The following is a 16,977-nucleotide window of genomic DNA, read 5'->3' as shown; positions in this document are numbered from 1 at the left end:
CGTCGTGGCTCTGGCCGTGATGCGTCTTGCAATCATGGCCGGGCCGCATTGACGCCGCCGGCCGAGGATTCGGATCCACTTCCATGTCTATCACCACTGCCACTGAGGCGGCAGAGAACGCCGTACCAGGCGTTTCGCTCTATCGCGCCATCTGGCGCTGGCACTTCTTTGCCGGCCTGCTGGTCATTCCTTTCCTGCTGAACCTTGCCATTACCGGCTCGCTTTATCTCTTCAAGGACGAGATCAGCGATACGGTCTTTGCCTATCGTTATATCGTCGAGCCCGCCGGCGAGGCGCGGTCGCCGCAGAAGATTGCCGATATAGCGGCGGCTGCCGTTCCGGGCTCGGTTGCGAACTCCTACAGGGACCCGGCCGGGCTCGGCCGGTCAGCGATCGTAACCGTGTCTTCGGATGCCGGCCAGACGCTGGTTTTCGTCAATCCCTATGACGGCAAGGTGCTGGATACGGTGGGCTCCACCGAGGAGTTCAACTATGTCGTCAAGCGCATCCACAGCCTTGCGCTGTTCGGCGGCTTGCCCAACAAGCTGATCGAGATCACGGGCGGTTTTGCCATGGTGCTGGTCGTGACCGGCATCTATCTCTGGTGGCCGCGGCGGCAGACGGGTGGGGTGGTGACCGTGCGCGGCACGCCTTCGCGGCGGGTCTTCTGGCGCGATCTCCATGCGGTGACCGGTGCCTTCGCCGGTATCCTGATCTTCTTCATGGCGATGACGGGCATGCCCTGGTCCGGCTATTGGGGCGCCAATGCCAACGCCTGGCTGACAAGCCACGATCTCGGCTATCCGGTGCAGCTGTGGGATGCCGTGCCGAAATCGCAGAAGGTGACGGAGGATATCCTGCCGAAGGCCGGCTGGATCGTCGAGAAGGCGCCGGTGCCGCTGTCGGAGATTGCGGCGGCGCAGTCGAAGAAGCCGATCGGGCTTGATCGGGCGGTGGAGATCGCACGCGGGCTCGGCATGGCGCCGGGCTTCGATCTCGCTATCCCCGGCAGCGAGACGGGTGTCTATACGGCGGCGGTCTATCCCGAGGATCTCGCCAAGGAGCGCACTCTCCATATCGACCAATATTCCGGCAAGGTGCTCGTCGATCTCTCCTTCGGCCAATATCCCTTCCTCGGCCAGGCGATCGAGTGGGGCATCAATGTACATCAGGGGCAGGAATTCGGGCTCTTCAACCAGCTGCTGATGCTCGCGACCTGCCTCGTCATCATCCTCTCCTGCGTGACCGGCATCGTCATGTGGTGGAAGCGGCGGCCGGCTGGGCGGCTCGGCGTGCCGCCCATGCCGCCGCGGCGCTCGGTCTATCTCGGGCTCTGGACTATCGTGCTCGCCTTCGCCGTTGCCTTTCCGATGAGCGGATTGGTGATCCTGCTGATGATCGCCTTCGACCAGGTGGTGATCCGCTTCGTGCCGCCGCTGAAGCGCGCCTTTGCCTGAGGAGGAGATGATGATGAAGACGATTGTTTCTCTCTTCGTTGGCGTGATGATTGCGACGGCTGTGGTGGCACAGGAGCCGACGATCAGGATCGACCATGCGGCCTCGCATTCCATGGTGCCGGGCGCCAAGGTCGGCGACGGCTACCTGACGATCACCAATACAGGCAGCGAGCCGGACCGACTTGTTGCCGCAAGCTCGGATCGGGCGAAGACCGTGCAGTTGCACCAGATGACCATGGCAAACGGCATCATGACCATGCGTGAGCTGAAGGGCGGGCTTGCCATTCCGGCCGGGCAGACGGTGACGCTGGAGCCCAATTATCATCTGATGTTCCAGAACGTCGAAAAACCCTTCAAGCAGGGCGAGACGATCCGGGCGGTGCTGAGCTTCGAGAAGGCTGGTGAGATCACGGTCGATTTCGCTGTCGGCAAGATCGCTGGACCGCTGAACGATGTCGGCGGGGCCAGTCACATGGATCATGGCGGCATGGACCATGGCAGCATGGACCATGGGGCGATGGATATGCCTGGCATGGAAGGCATGGACATGTCGGGGCCGCCGCCTGAAGAGGCCATTCCAGCGACGCTTAAGACGATGTTCGAGCGGCCGGACAAGCCGCTGACCATTCTGCCCGTGGTCGTCAGGAATGACTGGGCGATCGCCGGCTGGCAGCAAGATGGGCGGGGCGGACGCGCGCTATTGAAGAAGGGGCATCATGGCTGGAGCGTTTTTCTCTGCAGCGGCGACGGGATCAGGCAAGCGGCGGCGCTGGAGAAGGCCGGGCTTTCGGCTGACGATGCCAAGGCGCTGGCGGCGGATCTCGCGGAGGCTGAAGCCAGGCTCGACCCCAAAGTGCTGGCGCTGTTTGCGAGCTTCGAAGGCACTGTCATGATGGCGGGCGAGGCTGGTGATGCCGGTCAGGGCGGCCATGAGGGGCATGGCCAATGAGCGCGCGCACCCTTGCCATTTCAGGCTTTGCCGCAAGTGCGGTCTTCATCGGCGCGCTCGTCGCACTGATGGTGTCGCTCTATCTTTCGGAGCCGCGCACCGGGCCTTTCAATACGCATTTTTCTCTTGTCGATGATCGGGGCAATGCGGTCGACCAGTCGATCTTCCTGGGGCATCCGGCGCTCGTCTATTTCGGCTATACCCATTGCCCGGAGGCCTGCCCGACGACGCTCTACGAGGTGGCCGACTGGCTGGTGACGCTCGGCGATCAGGGCAGGGCGCTGAAGGCCTATTTCTTCTCGATCGATCCGGAGCGCGACACGCGAGAGGTGATGCATGATTACGTCACCGCCTTTTCCAGCCGCATCACGGGCATTACCGGTGAGCCGGCGGAGATGAGGAAGGTCTCCGACGGCTGGTTCATCCATGCGTCGAAGCTGCCGAGCGAAGACGGCAATTATCACATGAGCCACACGGTTTCGCTGCTGATGATCGGCGCCGATGGGCGGCTGAAGGGGTTGATTCCGTACGGCACGGATCGGGATGAGGCGCTGGCGAAGATCCGTGATGTGTTGCTCGGCGGAGGGGTGTGAGATGACGGCCCTTCGAACAAAGCGCAAACCCCAGCAGCAAATTGCAGCATCGCCCGGAATAAATCCGCTCTCCGACTGTCTAACCAGGCAAGGGCCAAACGCCATCGCCTGTCCCAATGAAACCGAAAGGCATAATCTGATGTCTCAACTGACCCGCATTCTCTCCGTCGCCGCCATCGCGAGCATCGCCCTAGCCGGCCAGGCTTTTGCGCATGCGCATCTGAAAAGCTCCGCACCGGCCGACAAGGCTGCCGTCGCGTCCCCCAGCGAACTCGATCTCACCTTCACCGAGGAACTGACCCTCAAGTTCAGCGGCGTCACCATCACCGGGCCGGACAAGACAGAGATCAAACTCGGCGACGCCATGCTCGAGGATGGCGGCAAGGTGCTGATGGTGCCGGTGTCTGATAAGCTCGCGCCCGGCAGCTATACGGTCGACTGGCATGTGCTTTCGACCGACGGACACAAGACGAATGGCGCGTTTAGCTTCACCGTAAAGCCCTGATGACACCTGATACCGCCAACATCGCCTGCCGTTTCGTCTTCGACGGGGCCGTCCTGTTTCTCTGGGGCAGCGCCGCCTATCTGTGGCTGCTCGTGCCGCATGGCTTGAGCGGCTGTATCTGGGCGAAGCTCCGGGCCGTGCGTGTTGCCGCGGTGGCGCTGGCTGTCATTGCAACAGTGGTGGTGCTGCCGGTGCGCTGCGCCATGCTCGGCAATGGCTGGGCGGATGGGCTGGACGGGGATGTGATGATATCAGTGCTGACGGGAACCTCTGTCGGCACTGCCTGGGCCTGGCAGGCGGTGTTTGCCGCGCTTCTCCTTACGGTGACATTGCTGCCGTTACGGCAGAAGGTTGCCGCTACGGCTGTCGTCTCCGCGCTTCTTCTCTGCGGCCTGTCGCTGACCGGCCATGCGGCCATGAATGACGGGTGGCTGCGGGTGCTGCACCGGGCGAACGACATGGTGCATGTGCTCTCGGGCGGCGCCTGGGTCGGGGCGCTGATCCCCGTGGCGCTCGTGCTTTCCCGGCTTGGTGATAGCGCGGCAGGGGCGGATGCCCTGACAGCGTTGATCCGTTTCTCGACGGCGGGGCATGTGGCGGTGGCGCTCGTCATTTTATCCGGGGTTGCCAATAGTCTGCTGATCATCGGCGGCTTGCCGCTTGACTGGAGCGTGCCGTATCAGCGGCTGCTTTCCCTGAAGATCGCGCTTGCCTTGCTGATGATGCTGATTGCCGTCGTCAACCGTTATGGGCTGGTGCCGCGCATGGGGCGGTCGCACTTGGCCGGGAAAGCGCTGGCGGTGGGGACCCTGGGGGAGCTCGTAATCGCCGCCTGCGTTGTGGCGCTCGTCGCCTGGTTCGGGACGCTGGAACCGTTTCCGGGATAGGGCGCTGCTTAACGCCACCTTCCGGAGCTAAGCCGGAAAATGCTCATCCATCCATAAACGGGCAAGGACGAAGTCGAGGTCATCTGGAGCCCATTCGCGGCGATCAGGCTGCCGCGAAGCCTTCCATTCTCAAACGCGCTTGGTTGGCTCTCTTATTGCTGCCTGCTCGATGCTCAGTTGGTCGCGGAGTTTGGAGAGCTCTTCATGCTTGACTTCCTTGATGTTCGGGGAGGCCATTTCCGCGTCCAGTTTCTTCAGACTTGCTTCTATCTCGGCAGATCTGACTTCGTTTTCACTCTTTTTCCGGAATTCGATCATATCGCGTCTCCTTGGGTGGCCGATATCAGGCAGATTTGAGCTCTTCTTGGTGCACGAGGTTCGCATGGCGACCGCAACTATTCCGGTTTCGAATTCCATCGACGCCAGACGTTCGATCCTTAAAAAATTTAAATAAGATCCAAAAGATTTTAAACAAGTGGGCCGCACCGATCCGCAGTCATTCAAGGCCCGGTGGAGATCACGCTCTCGGATTCTACCAAAACACGAATCTCACTAGCACTCTCAACGCAAGACTGCTAAAACGGTTCATCGGGATTGGCCATTCGGCTGCGATCCCGTCGAGGAACCCCACAATGACAGAGATTAATTTTCGGCCGTTACACGACCGCGTCGTCGTGCGCCGGATCGAGGCTGAAGCCAAGACCAAGGGCGGCATCATCATTCCTGACACGGTCAAGGAAAAGCCGCAGGAAGGCGAAATCGTCGCCGTCGGCACCGGCGCTCGTGACGAGTCCGGCAAAATCGTTCCGCTCGACGTCAAGGCCGGCGATCGCATCCTGTTCGGCAAGTGGTCCGGCACCGAGATCAAGATCAACGGTGAGGATCTGCTGATCATGAAGGAAGCGGATGTGATGGGCATTATCGCCTGATCGTCGACCGCATCCCTATTCTGTTTTATAGTGATCATTGGGCGATCAGCCCGGGAGGTTTCCATGTCTGCCAAACAAATCATATTCGGCCGCGATGCGCGCGAAAAGCTGCTGCGCGGTGTCGATATTCTCGCCGATGCGGTGAAGGTCACGCTTGGTCCGAAGGGCCGCAACGTCGTTATCGACAAGTCCTTCGGCGCGCCACGCATCACCAAGGATGGCGTCGCCGTCGCCAAAGAGATCGAACTGGATGACAAGTTCGAAAACATGGGCGCGCAGATGGTCCGCGAAGTTGCTTCGAAGACCAACGACATTGCCGGCGACGGCACCACGACCGCCACGGTTCTCGCACAGGCCATCGTTCGCGAAGGCGGCAAGGCTGTTGCAGCCGGCATGAACCCGATGGACTTGAAGCGCGGCATTGATCTTGCCGTTGCTGCTGTCGTCAAGGATCTGCTTTCCAAGGCCAAGACGATCAGCACGTCGGAAGAAATCGCCCAGGTCGGCACGATCTCGGCCAACGGCGAGACGGATGTTGGCCAGTACATCGCCGATGCGATGCAGAAGGTCGGCAACGAAGGTGTCATCACCGTCGAAGAAGCCAAGACCGCTGAAACCGAGCTCGAAGTCGTCGAAGGCATGCAGTTCGACCGCGGCTACCTGAGCCCGTACTTCGTCACCAACCCGGAAAAGATGGTTGCTGACCTCGAAGACGCTTTCATCCTGCTGCACGAAAAGAAGCTCTCGAACCTGCAGTCCATGCTCCCGGTTCTCGAAGCTGTCGTTCAGACCGGCAAGCCGCTCCTCATCATCGCTGAAGACGTCGAAGGCGAAGCTCTTGCCACGCTCGTCGTCAACAAGCTGCGCGGCGGCCTGAAGATTGCCGCTGTCAAGGCTCCGGGCTTCGGCGATCGCCGCAAGGCCATGCTGGAAGACATCGCTATCCTGACGGGCGGCACTGTCATCTCCGAAGACCTCGGCATCAAGCTCGAGTCCGTCACCCTCGACATGCTCGGCCGCACCAAGAAGGTTTCGATCTCCAAGGAAAACACGACGATCGTCGACGGCGCTGGCGCCAAGTCCGACATCGAAGGCCGTGTTGCCCAGATCAAGGCCCAGATCGAAGAAACCACCTCTGACTACGACCGCGAAAAGCTGCAGGAACGTCTTGCCAAGCTCGCTGGCGGCGTTGCCGTTATCCGCGTCGGCGGCTCGACGGAAATCGAAGTGAAGGAAAAGAAGGACCGCATCGACGACGCTCTCAACGCGACGCGCGCTGCTGTCGAAGAGGGTATCGTTCCGGGCGGCGGCACGGCCCTGCTGCGCTGCTCTATCGTTCTTGACGTCAAGGGCGAGAATGACGACCAGAATGCCGGCGTCAACATCATCCGCAAGGCGCTCCAGTCGCTGGTTCGCCAGATCGCCGAAAATGCTGGTGATGAAGGCTCGATCGTCGTCGGCAACATTCTCAAGAGCAATACAGACAACTACGGCTACAACGCCCAGACGTCTGAATATGGCGACATGATCGCCATGGGCATCGTCGACCCGGTCAAGGTCGTTCGTACGGCGCTGCAGAATGCGGCTTCGGTTGCCGGGCTTCTCGTGACCACGGAAGCCATGATCGCCGATATACCCAAGAAAGATTCCGCAGCAGGCGGCATGCCTGACATGGGCGGCATGATGTGAAGAAGTCGTTCCAGAAGCGCGTTCGCTGACACAAGACGTTGGCTGACACAAGGCAAGGGGGGCTCCGATTGATCGGGGCCTCCGACGTCCGGTTGGGCCGGTCGTCGTGCGCGGCCGTAGCGCTCCGGCAGATCGCGCCATGGCGCACTGGACCACAGCACCCGAAAGATGCCGTTCGTGGGGGAACTCGTGATCGCGGCCTGTGTTGTCGCGCTCGTTGCCTGGTTCGGGACGCTGAAGCCGTTTCCGGGGTAGGGCACATTGCTGAACCCCCAGACGACATGGGTGCAACGCGGCGCTTGCTGACCTTCTCGCTTTCCACACGGAAACCAGTTAAACGGGTGGGAACAACACGTTGCGAGGTTGTAAGCGATGGCTGGAAAAGTAGAATATACCGTGTTCCAGGGACGCGCAGGAGATCACAACGACCTGGCGATGCCGGGTGCGAAGGCGATCGGCGAGGAATTGGAACGCCGAACCGGCATTTCTCCTGCAGTGATCGGCACCCCGGAGCCCGCCGTGAATGGCGGTTGGCGCGAAGAGCTTGATGCGGCCCTGCCGTCGCTCAGAGAGTTGCAGTCCCGATTTGACGAGGTGTTGGCCGCAGGCGCGGCGTCGATCGCTGCCACCAGCCGTTGCGCGGTTTCGCTGGCAACCCTTCCAGCCGTTGCGAAGCACCATCCCGCGGCCTGCATCGTGTGGTTCGATGCACATGGCGATCTCAATCCACCGGAGGCCAGCCCTACCGGATATCTCGGCGGGCTGGCGCTTGCGGGGCCACTTGGCCTTTGGGATTCCGGTCTCGGTGCGGGTTTAAGCTTTGATCAGGTCGTTCTCGTCGGTCAACGTGACCTCGATCCGTACGAACTGGATCTGATCGCGAAACACGACATCCCGCATATCGAACCAGGAGCCGATCTCGCGACCGACCTTGGGAGAGCGATCGCCGGTCGCTCCGTCTATGTGCATTTCGACTGCGATGTCTTGGAGCCCGGCATCGTGCCGACAGATTACGAATGCGAAGGCGGCTTGTCGCTGGATGATGTGCGAGCCTGCTGCAAGGTTATCGCAGAACATGACTTCGTCGGGATAGAAATTGCCGAGTTCCAGAACTCGTGGGAAGCTGGCGGCCCGCCAGTCTCACCGAGCGCTCTGCTCGATGCCCTGGAGCCGGTTTTGACAAAGAGCTCCCACTAAGCGAATGGCAGCTTAGGTCCTGAATCCGGTCGCCATCCCTGCTGCGTGGCTCATCCTGAAAGCAGACGTGCGAGCGTGGCTCCAATGGTAAGAGCCTGATTTCATTTGTTGTTTGAACGGCGTTCCGGCTCTTTTTTTAACATGATCGAGAGGCGACATACGGTCAGCCGCCCCGTCTTAAACGTAAGTTTGGATTACGGGCGCGTGAGGGCGGCTGTAGTTGTTAGGGGCCGCCACCAAAGAGCGCTCGAAAACGGAAACGTCTGGAAACGTGAGGTTCGAGCGCCGGATCCATGCTGGTATGCGACATCCGCGTATTACCGAATGGACAGTGACAGGCTGGTGTCCACGCAACACAGGAGCGCGTCATGTCGCAGTTAGAAACAAAAGCCCGTAGCACGGGTCCGCAACAGACAAATATGTCCTCGCAGAACAGTTCGGCTCCCGGTGGAGCAAAGCCCGGCGAGCTGGTTCCGTCGCGCTATGCGCTTGATATCGGCGACATCGAGGTGATGGTGGTCAGCGATGGGGTTCTGCCGCTGCCAACCGCGATGTTGGGACACAACGCCGACCCGAAGGTGCGGGCCGGCTGGCTGGGCGACATGTTCCTGCCGCCGGACGCTTTCGACTGGTCGCTGAACGTGGTCGTGGTGCGTAGCGGCGCACAGACCATCCTCGTCGATGCGGGGCTCGGGATCGACCCGGACTTGAACCTGCCGCGGGCCGGACAGTTGATCAAGCGACTGGAGGCCGCAGGCATCGATCTTGGTTCCGTGACCGACGTGGTGCTGACCCACATGCACATGGACCATGTTGGCGGGCTGCTCGTCGAAGGGGTGAAGGAACGGCTGCGTCCGGACCTGCGCATCCATGTGGCCGCCGCCGAGGTCAAATTCTGGGAGGCGCCCGATTTCTCTCACGTCTCAATGCCGCCGGGCTTTCCGGACGCGCTTCGGGCAGCCGCCAAGCGGTTCGCCAAGGAGTACCAAAACCAGCTGCGGCTGTTCGATGAAGAATACGAGGTGGCGCCGGGTGTCGTCGTCTCCCGCACCGGTGGCCATACCCCCGGGCACAGCGTGGTCCGCGTGGCCTCCGGCGGCGACAAGCTGATGTTTGCCGGCGACGCCGTGTTTGCGGTCGGGTTCGAACATCCCGACTGGTTCAACGGTTTCGAACACGACCCCGAAGAGGCGGTTCGCGTTCGTATCCGACTTCTGCGTGAGCTCGCGGCGACCGGCGAACTGTTGGTGGCCACGCACCTGCCGTTCCCGTCCATCGGCCATGTGGCGGTCGACGGCGAAGCCTTTCGCTGGGTGCCGATCTTCTGGGACTACTGACGGGGTCGTGTCACGCCGCACCAGCTGAGCGTGGCACATATCCGGCTCAATCAGCGAGGCCCGGCGAATGCCTGGGCCTCGTTTCATTTTGGCGGCCGTATGCCGCTGGAGCCGCTTCCGGGGCAAGAGCGCTCGCCCGGCATGATCTCACTTTGTCGGCTCGAAGCGAAGTATGCCGGCGACCCTCGCCTTGGTGCCGGAATCCGAGGGGTGGGAGACGCCATCCATGACCTGCACGTCCGGAAAGTCGAAGGGGCTGATACCCTCGATGCAGGCGACATTGATGCCGAACTGGCTCGGATTCGAGCGGCGCTGGTGATGGGTATAGATGCCACAGGTCTTGCAGAAATAATGCTTCGCCGTGCGGGTATTGAATTGATAGAGCGTCAGGTTGTCTTCGCCCCGAATAAATTCGATATCCTTGAGATCGGCTGAGACGGCGATGGCGCCGCGCATGCGGCAGTAAGAGCAGGTGCAGCGGCGGATCGTGTTGAATTCGTCCGCCAACCGGAGCCGGAATTTGACGCGGCCGCAGTGGCAGGCCGCATTATGCTCATGTCTCTCGTCGCTCATGATCCGCTTGTCTCTCTCAATGAATTCCCAAACTAGGCCCAGCGCTCGCAAAAGGCTTCGATATCGCTGGACTGAAAATCGGCGAGCCGTGCCATGATGGTCTCGAACGGCCAGTCCCACCAAGCGATCGCGGCAAGTTTTTCCGCAACGTTTCGCGAGAAGCGCTCGCGCAGGAACCTGGCGGGAACGCCGCCGACGATCGTATAGGGCGCAACGTCCTTGGTCACCACCGCGCCTGCCGCGAGCACGGCGCCGTCTCCAACCGTCACACCCGGAAGCACGATGACGCCATGGCCGATCCAGACGTCATTGCCGATGATGGCGCGGTCCGCCTTTCGCTCGGCGAAGAAGGAGTGATCGCGCGCGGCGTCTGCGGAGTAATATTCCGGGCAATAGGTGAAGCGGTGCATCGACGGGCGGTCCATCGGGTGATTGGGTGCGCCGGTCCTGACTTCTGCGGCGATGGCGCAGAATTTCCCGATTGTTGCATCGCTGACGATGCAGCGCTGTCCGAGATAGGAGTAATCCCCGAGTTCGACCGTGTGCAGGGAGGTATTATCCAGGATCTCGCAGCATTTGCCGATGCTGGAATCCCTGAGGGTAGCGGTCGGGTGGATGACGGTTTCGGCGATCTTGGGGCGGTTCGGCTGGGTGGTCGAGTCCATGGGCAGTCTCCGGATTTCGGTCTGCCTAATCGGGAACGGTGAAGGATATGTGACGCAAGAACGCCGCGATGATCGGCGCACGTGTTCAATGGGCCATGGGTTGCCAGTCCGCCGACCGTGCCGAAGATTTCTGCGCAGAAGGCGTGATCCGCGTCCATTGCGCTCGCGCTATTCCCTCACAGCCCGAAAATGATCTGGCAGGTCGAGGTGTTCGACGGAAAGAACCCGTCTTCGCCAACCGGAACGACCCTGTCGCTCAGCGGCTTCACCCGCGTGATCATTCCGGATTTTGCGGTGACGGCGACGGTGCAGGACACTTCCTGATCATGTTCCGGTGAGAAGATCCGCTTGGTGAGGACCATGTTACCGATGTATTCCGTCTGGTCATAGGTTCTTGCGGGTATCCGCACCATGCGCGATCGCTGCCAGGTCAGCACGGGCGCTCCGCCTGCAACGCTGCGGTCCGTCGGCGCCCCGAACTTGTCTTCGAATTTCGCGATCGGTTTGCCGCGCCACTGGCTGTCGATCTTGGTATAGGGGGCGGTCAGGGCGGTCCCGAGGTCATCCGAGAGCTTGGCGGCTCCAGCCTGAAGAGTTTTGGCTGCGCCGCAGCCGCAAAGCAGCATCGGCAAGGCGGTGACGACAACAAGCTTTTTCAAAAGTCTCATTTCAAAATTCCGACTTCATAATGATTTCGATCACAGCGATTTTGGCCACAGGCATTTGCGATGACGACTGATTAGCAGCCGGCTATTAACAGGCGCCAAAAACTATCGGTAAAATTGAATATCGAAAAATACGCATAACTTCTGGCGGTATAAATGCCTCTGGCCAAGCCCTATGCCCTTGCGTTTGCACAGCCCGGGCGCTTCCTGTGCTCGGCAGGTTTGGCAGTGCGCCTCAAAGCTCAGTCTGCTTGGGGCCTACAGGAGTTGGAGCACCGCGATACGCCATGCCAAAGGTGGTTGTTCATCGGTCCCCTTTGCGACAAAACTCTATGAATTTGGCGAAATCCGCGCATATTCATCCAACGGTATGATACGCCGCCGGAGCAATCACTGCTGTGGATCGAAAGCTCGCAGCCATCCTTTCCGCCGATGTTGCCGGTTTCAGCCGCCTTACGGCGCTGGACGAGGAGGGCACGGTTCGTGCTCTCAACGCGTGCCTCAGTCAGATCGCCGAAATAGTGGGCGAGCATGATGGCCGCATCTTCGGCACTGCGGGTGACGGGTTTGTCGCCGAGTTCGCAAGCGCTGTTCAGGCTATCCGGTGCTCGGTCGAAATCCAGCGACGCCTCTCGAGCAATCCAAAAGACATCCCTGGGGATCGCCGCCTGGAGTTCCGCATCGGCGTCAATCTGGGTGACGTCATTGTGTCGGGTGACGATCTGCTTGGCGACGGCGTCAATATCGCCGCGCGCCTGCAGGAGATGGCGCCGCCGTCAGGCATATGCATTTCCGGGTCGGTACGCGAGCATCTCTATGGGAAGGTGCCGTTTACGCTGACGAGCCTTGGCGAACGCTCTATGAAGAATATCCCGAGGCCGATTTCCGTCTTTCGGGTCGACTGGCTGCAGGAGGCGGCTGAAAGCGGGGAGGCCGGGCAAGGGCCAAGGTCAACACCATCACTTGCGCCCCGCTTCGGCAGAGACCAGCCGTCGATCGTCGTCATGCCCTTCGACAATCTCAGCGGTCAGGGCGATGAGTATTTCGTGGATGGGGTCGTGGAGGAAATCACCGCGGCGCTCTCGCGCGTTCGGGAATTCTTCGTCATCGCGCGCCAGTCCGCCTTCACCTACAAGGGACGCTTCGTCGACGTGCGTGACCTCGGCCGGGAACTCGGCGTCAATTACGTGGTCCAGGGTACGGTTCGGCGGGGAGGAGACCGGCTGCGGATATCCGTGCAGCTGGTCGATACCGAGACGCGCATGCAGTTCTGGTCAGAGCGTTATGAGGGCGCGGCCGAGGACATATTCGAGCTTCAGGACAGGATCGCGGCTCAGGTGACCGGCGCCATCCATCCGGCCATCCAGAGTGCCGAAACCGAGCTGTCGAAGCGCAAGCCACCCAGCAGCCTGCGCGCCTATGATCTTGTCATGCGCGCCTACCCGTATCTCTGGGGCCAGAGCAAGGCGACGAACGAGCGGGCAATACCGCTGCTTCTGGATGCCATCGCGATCGACCCTGCTTACGGCCGCGCCCACGCATTTCTGGCATGGTGCTACGCCCAGCACCTTGGCTACATCTGGACCGAAGAACCGGAGCGGGATCTGGAGCGGGCTTTAAAATCTGTCGAAGCCGCAGTGGGCTCCATCGATGATGATCCGACCGCGCTGACCGCCGTCGGCGGGGCACTCAGCCATTGCGGCGATCAGGAGCGGGCGGCGGCCTATCTTGAACGGGCGCTGGCGCTCGACCCGAACAATGCCTGGGCATGGGCGCGCTATGGCTGGGTTGCAAGCTACAAGGGCGAGACTGGCGCGACGGAGCGGTTCGAACGGGCGCTGACGCTGAGCCCGGCAGACCCGCTCGCCTTCAATATGCGCATGGGCATGGCCCTGTCGCTCGCCATGGCAGGCTCCCTTTCGCAGGCCGTCGCTATTGCCCGGGAGGTCGTCAACAAACATCCCGACGTGACCTGGTGCTACCGGATGATGGCGGCCTGGGCGGCGATGAGCGGCGACGTGAAGACGGCCCGGTGGGCTGCGGGCAAGCTCATGGAGATCGAGCCGCATTTTACGATCGAGCGTTATTTGTCGAGGCCTGTGTTTCAGGGGGTGCCGCAATGGGCGGCCCAGACCGCCGAGGGTTTGCGACAGGCGGGCTTGCCTGAGCGCTGAGGGTGTTTTCGATCTTGCGGGAAACCGATGGGACGGGAGCGGACTTCGCGCCTCGTCCACGATCCGCCGGAAGCGACATCGTGTCCCTAGGCGTCGCTACTTTCGGTCATTGCCAGCGACACCGAATGACTTATGTTTCGTCGCTGTATTTTCGTTCGAAAGCGGGAATGTTTCATGTGCCGCGCATTGCTCCGCCTGCCATTCGCCGCCTTCCTTTTTCTTCTCGGCTGGACGGCCGCTCATGCCGATGAAGTTCTGACTTACAAGTGGCAGGGCGTGGACCGCACGGCGATCCTGCATATTCCCAAGGGAGCGGAAGGACACCCCGCACCGCTTGTCATCGTGATGTACGGGTCAGACGACAAGGCCGTGAATTTCCAGAAAAACAGCGGATTTGATGCTGTCGCTGACAGCGAGAACTTCGTCACCCTTTATCCGGAAGCGATCGACGGTGCCTGGAATATCAAAAACAGGAAGCCTGTCATCAATGGCGAGCCGGTTGATGACATCGGCTTTTTCCGCACCATGATAGACGATCTGGTGAGCCGGAAGATTGCCGACGGCACAAGGGTCTATGCCACGGGCTTCTCGTTCGGCGCGCTGATGACCTATACGCTGGCCTGCGCGCTTCCTGACAGGGTATCAGCGATTGCTCCCGTCGCCAGCGCGATAAACGAAGCGCAGGTCGAAGACTGCAAGCCCGGCCACGCCATGCCGGTCATGATGGTGAACGGCACTGATGATGACGTGCAGCGCTACGATGGTTATATCCGCTCATTCGGTAGGCTGCTTTCCGTTCCGGAGACAACGGAATATTGGCGCCGGATCGATGGGTGCACCGGGGAAAATGCCACGGCGCTGCCGCATCTCGACCCGCATGACCTGACCCGCGCCAGTCTGGTCCAATGGTCCGGATGCCGGGCCGATACGGGAGTTCAGTTGTATCGCGTCGAAAACGGCGGCCATTGCTGGCCCCGTCTCGCCAAGTCCGATACCAGCTCCGGTCATGATGATCCGGTAGATGGACCTCGTTTCGGGGGATGCAGCGGCGATATCGAGACAGCGGTTGAGGTGTGGAACTTCTTCAGGGAGTTTCACCGCTGATGATCGAGACATTCACCACGGGTTCTCGTGCTCATCAGCACCAGCGGCACTGCGATCGCGTAGAGGGCGATCACCGAGAGCCAGATGCCGCCCGGCCAGTTCTGTCGCGTCACGAAATAGAGGGATGAAAAGCCGAGCGGCGCGATGATGGAGGCGAGGGAGACGGTGGAGGCGAGCACGCCCTGCAGTTCACCTTGGCGGTCGGGCTCGACCGTGCGGGTGGCGAGCGCCTGGAAGGCGGGATTGCCGATGCCGACGAGGGTGAAGACCGGCATGATGGCGAAGATCATCCAGCCCTGGTTGGCCAGTGCCATCACGAGGAGGGCGATCGCGGCGGCGGCGATGCCTGTCATGACCGACCAGCGCTCGCCGAGCAGGCGGGTTGCCGGCCCCGGCAGGAAGGCTTGGCAGAGGGTCTGGCAGATGCCGAAGGCGCCGAGCGACAGGCCGATCCAGAATCCGTTCCAGCCGAAAGTGTCAAAGCCCCAGAGCGCCCAGCAGGTGCCGTAGGATTCGCCGGCGGCGCTGAAGACGAAATAGACCAGCACGATGGGCAGCAGCCCTTTCATCGAGACGATCCATTTCAGCGGCCGCAGCGGGTTCAGCGTGGCGAGATCGATCTTCTGGCGAGACGGTGTGCAAGATTCAAGTGTGCGGGATTCTGGCAGGACGAAGAGGGCAAGCAGCAGATTGCAGGCGTTGAGTACGGCGGCGGCGATGAAGGGCAGGCGCAGCCAGTAATCGCCGAGCAACCCGCCAAGGACCGGGCCGATGATGAAGCCGGCGCCGAACATGGCGTTGAACAGGCCGAAGCGGCGCGCGCGCTGATCGGCAGGCGAAATATCGGTGATATAGGCCGAGGCGACCGACATATTGGCGCTGGTGAGGCCGGCGATGGCGCGGCCGATCAGCAGCAGAGTGAGGGATGACGCAAAGGCCATGATGGCGTAATTGATCGCGGCACCGGCAAGCGAGATCAGCAGCACGGGGCGCCGGCCGATCGTGTCGCTGAGCGCGCCGAGCACGGGGGCGAAGACGAACTGCATGGCCGCATAGAGCGCCGTCATGAGGCCGACATAGAAGGCGATGTCCTGCGTCTGGGTCACGTCCTGAAGAAGGTGGGGCAGGATGGGGAAGATCAGCCCAATGCCGACGGCATCGAGGCAGATGGCGGTGAAGATGACGACGAGCGGTTTGTTCATGCCAGATTTGTTCATTGAGGAACTCATGGAGAAATGACGAGTTTGCCGGTGACGCGGCCGGCGGCGCTGGCGATCTGCGCTTCGGCCGTCTTCTCCAGCGGAAAGGCCTGCTCGATGCGCAGGCGGAAAAGGCCCTTGGAATAGAGCCGGGCCACATCGGCCAGGATCCGTTCCGGCTCTTTCGGCGGGCCGTGGGAGAATTTCGCGCCGTACTCCTCGGCCGAGAAATCGGCGACGGAGAGGACGCGGGCGGGATCGCCTGTGATCGCGATCAGTTCGGGGATGATACCGGAGCCGGCGACATCGATGGCCGCGTCGATGCCATCGGGCGCAAGCTGCCGCACCCGCTCAGTGAGGCCGGGTCCGTAGGTCGTCGGGATGGCGCCGAGTTCCCTGAGGTAATCGTGTTTCTGCGGGCTCGCGGTGCCGATGACGGTGATGCCCCTGACGCGGGCGAGTTGGATCATGGCGGAGCCGATGCCGCCTGCGGCACCGCTGACCAGCAACGTCTCTCCGGCTTTGACGAAGAGTTCGTCGAGGCTGCGCCATGCGGTCTCCGATATGACGGGGAGGGCGCCGGCGATCTCGAAGGGCAGGTCATCCGGCTTGTGGACCCAGTGCGTGAGGACGGCATGTTCGGCCATCGTGCCGTTGCCATAACCGAAGACGGCATCGCCGACATAGGTACTGGAGACATCGGGGCCGACCTCATCGACGATACCGGAGGCTTCGACGCCGAGGCCTGAGGGAAAGTGCACCTCCTCGAAGGCGCGATATTGCCCTTCGCGGCGCTTCCAGTCGGACGGGTTGACGCCGGCGGCGCGCACCGCGATCCGCACTTCGCCGGGACCGGGATGCGGTGCCTCGATCTCGACGATTTCGAGGACTTCGGTGCCGCCATAGCGGCTGAATTGAATAGCTTTCAAGTGTTTGTCCTTTCGGGGGCAGCGGATGCAGGGCACAGCCATGCCGTTCGCGGTCACGAGCACGGCAGCGCGCTTCCACGGGGACAGGTTTAACGGATCTATGCTGTACTTCATCCAAATATGTA

Annotated in this window: 17 protein-coding genes; 11 read left to right on the top strand and 6 right to left on the bottom strand. The window is 61.3% G+C overall.

Features of this window, described 5'->3' with window-relative positions; genetic code table 11:
* Positions 1 to 83 precede the first annotated feature (83 nt).
* The 5 genes from AB8B33_RS13085 (at position 84) to copD (ending at position 4,391) form a co-directional block, all read left to right on the top strand.
* The gene (locus AB8B33_RS13085; protein WP_439015703.1) at positions 84 to 1,457 is read left to right on the top strand and encodes a PepSY-associated TM helix domain-containing protein; all 1,374 of its coding nucleotides are present in this window, start codon (positions 84 to 86) and stop codon (positions 1,455 to 1,457) included.
* A 13-nt stretch (positions 1,458 to 1,470) separates the two neighbouring features.
* Positions 1,471 to 2,406 carry a copper uptake system-associated protein gene (locus tag AB8B33_RS13080; protein WP_439015702.1) on the top strand — a complete coding sequence of 312 codons (936 nt, stop codon included), beginning with the start codon at positions 1,471 to 1,473 and terminating at the stop codon, positions 2,404 to 2,406.
* Positions 2,403 to 2,999 carry an SCO family protein gene (locus tag AB8B33_RS13075; RefSeq protein WP_439015701.1) on the top strand — a complete coding sequence of 199 codons (597 nt, stop codon included), beginning with the start codon at positions 2,403 to 2,405 and terminating at the stop codon, positions 2,997 to 2,999. Before AB8B33_RS13080 ends, AB8B33_RS13075 begins: the two co-directional genes overlap by 4 nt.
* A 139-nt stretch (positions 3,000 to 3,138) precedes the next feature.
* The gene (copC, locus tag AB8B33_RS13070; RefSeq protein WP_439015700.1) at positions 3,139 to 3,504 is read left to right on the top strand and encodes a copper homeostasis periplasmic binding protein CopC; all 366 of its coding nucleotides are present in this window, start codon (positions 3,139 to 3,141) and stop codon (positions 3,502 to 3,504) included.
* The gene (gene copD, locus AB8B33_RS13065) at positions 3,504 to 4,391 is read left to right on the top strand and encodes a copper homeostasis membrane protein CopD (protein ID WP_439015699.1); all 888 of its coding nucleotides are present in this window, start codon (positions 3,504 to 3,506) and stop codon (positions 4,389 to 4,391) included. Before copC ends, copD begins: the two co-directional genes overlap by 1 nt.
* Before the next feature lie 129 nt (positions 4,392 to 4,520).
* Here the strand turns inward: copD and AB8B33_RS13060 are convergent, their stop codons facing one another.
* Positions 4,521 to 4,709 carry a hypothetical protein gene (locus tag AB8B33_RS13060; protein ID WP_439015698.1) on the bottom strand — a complete coding sequence of 63 codons (189 nt, stop codon included), beginning with the start codon at positions 4,707 to 4,709 and terminating at the stop codon, positions 4,521 to 4,523.
* 314 nt (positions 4,710 to 5,023) lie between these two features.
* Here AB8B33_RS13060 and groES point away from each other — a divergent pair, with 314 nt between their 5' ends.
* The 4 genes from groES (at position 5,024) to AB8B33_RS13040 (ending at position 9,543) form a co-directional block, all read left to right on the top strand.
* Positions 5,024 to 5,320, top strand: a complete 297-nt coding sequence (gene groES, locus AB8B33_RS13055) for a co-chaperone GroES (RefSeq protein ID WP_439015697.1) — start codon at positions 5,024 to 5,026, stop codon at positions 5,318 to 5,320.
* A 63-nt stretch (positions 5,321 to 5,383) separates the two neighbouring features.
* On the top strand, positions 5,384 to 7,009 hold the full coding sequence (gene groL / locus AB8B33_RS13050) for a chaperonin GroEL (RefSeq protein ID WP_439015696.1): 1,626 nt from the start codon (positions 5,384 to 5,386) through the stop codon (positions 7,007 to 7,009).
* Between the two features lie 372 nt (positions 7,010 to 7,381).
* A complete protein-coding gene (locus tag AB8B33_RS13045; protein ID WP_439015695.1) occupies positions 7,382 to 8,206 on the top strand; it encodes an arginase family protein in 825 nt (274 codons plus the stop codon).
* Between the two features lie 419 nt (positions 8,207 to 8,625).
* Entirely contained in the window at positions 8,626 to 9,543 is a 918-nt protein-coding gene (locus AB8B33_RS13040) for an MBL fold metallo-hydrolase (protein ID WP_310386708.1), read from the top strand.
* Positions 9,544 to 9,690: 147 nt separating this feature from the next.
* Here AB8B33_RS13040 and AB8B33_RS13035 read toward each other — a convergent pair whose 3' ends face one another.
* The 3 genes from AB8B33_RS13035 to AB8B33_RS13025 form a co-directional block, all read right to left on the bottom strand.
* Entirely contained in the window at positions 9,691 to 10,116 is a 426-nt protein-coding gene (locus AB8B33_RS13035) for a GFA family protein (protein ID WP_439015694.1), read from the bottom strand.
* Between the two features lie 32 nt (positions 10,117 to 10,148).
* Entirely contained in the window at positions 10,149 to 10,781 is a 633-nt protein-coding gene (locus AB8B33_RS13030) for a DapH/DapD/GlmU-related protein (RefSeq protein WP_439015693.1), read from the bottom strand.
* 176 nt (positions 10,782 to 10,957) lie between these two features.
* On the bottom strand, positions 10,958 to 11,449 hold the full coding sequence (locus AB8B33_RS13025) for a hypothetical protein (protein ID WP_113323953.1): 492 nt from the start codon (positions 11,447 to 11,449) through the stop codon (positions 10,958 to 10,960).
* A 395-nt stretch (positions 11,450 to 11,844) separates the two neighbouring features.
* On the opposite strand from AB8B33_RS13025, the gene AB8B33_RS13020 reads away from it, so the two are divergent.
* Positions 11,845 to 13,620, top strand: a complete 1,776-nt coding sequence (locus AB8B33_RS13020; protein ID WP_439015692.1) for an adenylate/guanylate cyclase domain-containing protein — start codon at positions 11,845 to 11,847, stop codon at positions 13,618 to 13,620.
* A 174-nt stretch (positions 13,621 to 13,794) separates the two neighbouring features.
* Positions 13,795 to 14,724, top strand: coding sequence for an alpha/beta hydrolase family esterase (locus tag AB8B33_RS13015; protein WP_439015691.1), 930 nt, complete (start codon positions 13,795 to 13,797; stop codon positions 14,722 to 14,724).
* On the opposite strand, the gene AB8B33_RS13010 is transcribed toward AB8B33_RS13015, so the two are convergent.
* On the bottom strand, positions 14,715 to 15,926 hold the full coding sequence (locus AB8B33_RS13010) for a TCR/Tet family MFS transporter (protein WP_439017247.1): 1,212 nt from the start codon (positions 15,924 to 15,926) through the stop codon (positions 14,715 to 14,717). The two genes, AB8B33_RS13015 and AB8B33_RS13010, sit on opposite strands and share 10 nt — an antisense overlap.
* A 23-nt stretch (positions 15,927 to 15,949) precedes the next feature.
* A complete protein-coding gene (locus AB8B33_RS13005) occupies positions 15,950 to 16,852 on the bottom strand; it encodes an NADP-dependent oxidoreductase (protein ID WP_439015690.1) in 903 nt (300 codons plus the stop codon).
* Between the last annotated feature and the right edge of the window lie 125 nt (positions 16,853 to 16,977).

Source organism: Rhizobium sp. 768_B6_N1_8, assembly GCF_051811225.1.
GTDB lineage: Bacteria > Pseudomonadota > Alphaproteobacteria > Rhizobiales > Rhizobiaceae > Rhizobium.
This window is presented reverse-complemented; position numbering and strand designations above follow the sequence as displayed.

Coding starts and splice junctions, on each gene's coding strand:
- AB8B33_RS13085 (WP_439015703.1), top strand. CDS start 84: ATGTCTATCACCACTGCCACTGAGGCGGCAGAGAACGCCGTACCAGGC.
- AB8B33_RS13080 (WP_439015702.1), top strand. CDS start 1,471: ATGAAGACGATTGTTTCTCTCTTCGTTGGCGTGATGATTGCGACGGCT.
- AB8B33_RS13075 (WP_439015701.1), top strand. CDS start 2,403: ATGAGCGCGCGCACCCTTGCCATTTCAGGCTTTGCCGCAAGTGCGGTC.
- copC (WP_439015700.1), top strand. CDS start 3,139: ATGTCTCAACTGACCCGCATTCTCTCCGTCGCCGCCATCGCGAGCATC.
- copD (WP_439015699.1), top strand. CDS start 3,504: ATGACACCTGATACCGCCAACATCGCCTGCCGTTTCGTCTTCGACGGG.
- AB8B33_RS13060 (WP_439015698.1), bottom strand. CDS start 4,709: ATGATCGAATTCCGGAAAAAGAGTGAAAACGAAGTCAGATCTGCCGAG.
- groES (WP_439015697.1), top strand. CDS start 5,024: ATGACAGAGATTAATTTTCGGCCGTTACACGACCGCGTCGTCGTGCGC.
- groL (WP_439015696.1), top strand. CDS start 5,384: ATGTCTGCCAAACAAATCATATTCGGCCGCGATGCGCGCGAAAAGCTG.
- AB8B33_RS13045 (WP_439015695.1), top strand. CDS start 7,382: ATGGCTGGAAAAGTAGAATATACCGTGTTCCAGGGACGCGCAGGAGAT.
- AB8B33_RS13040 (WP_310386708.1), top strand. CDS start 8,626: ATGTCCTCGCAGAACAGTTCGGCTCCCGGTGGAGCAAAGCCCGGCGAG.
- AB8B33_RS13035 (WP_439015694.1), bottom strand. CDS start 10,116: ATGAGCGACGAGAGACATGAGCATAATGCGGCCTGCCACTGCGGCCGC.
- AB8B33_RS13030 (WP_439015693.1), bottom strand. CDS start 10,781: ATGGACTCGACCACCCAGCCGAACCGCCCCAAGATCGCCGAAACCGTC.
- AB8B33_RS13025 (WP_113323953.1), bottom strand. CDS start 11,449: ATGAGACTTTTGAAAAAGCTTGTTGTCGTCACCGCCTTGCCGATGCTG.
- AB8B33_RS13015 (WP_439015691.1), top strand. CDS start 13,795: ATGTGCCGCGCATTGCTCCGCCTGCCATTCGCCGCCTTCCTTTTTCTT.
- AB8B33_RS13010 (WP_439017247.1), bottom strand. CDS start 15,926: ATGAACAAACCGCTCGTCGTCATCTTCACCGCCATCTGCCTCGATGCC.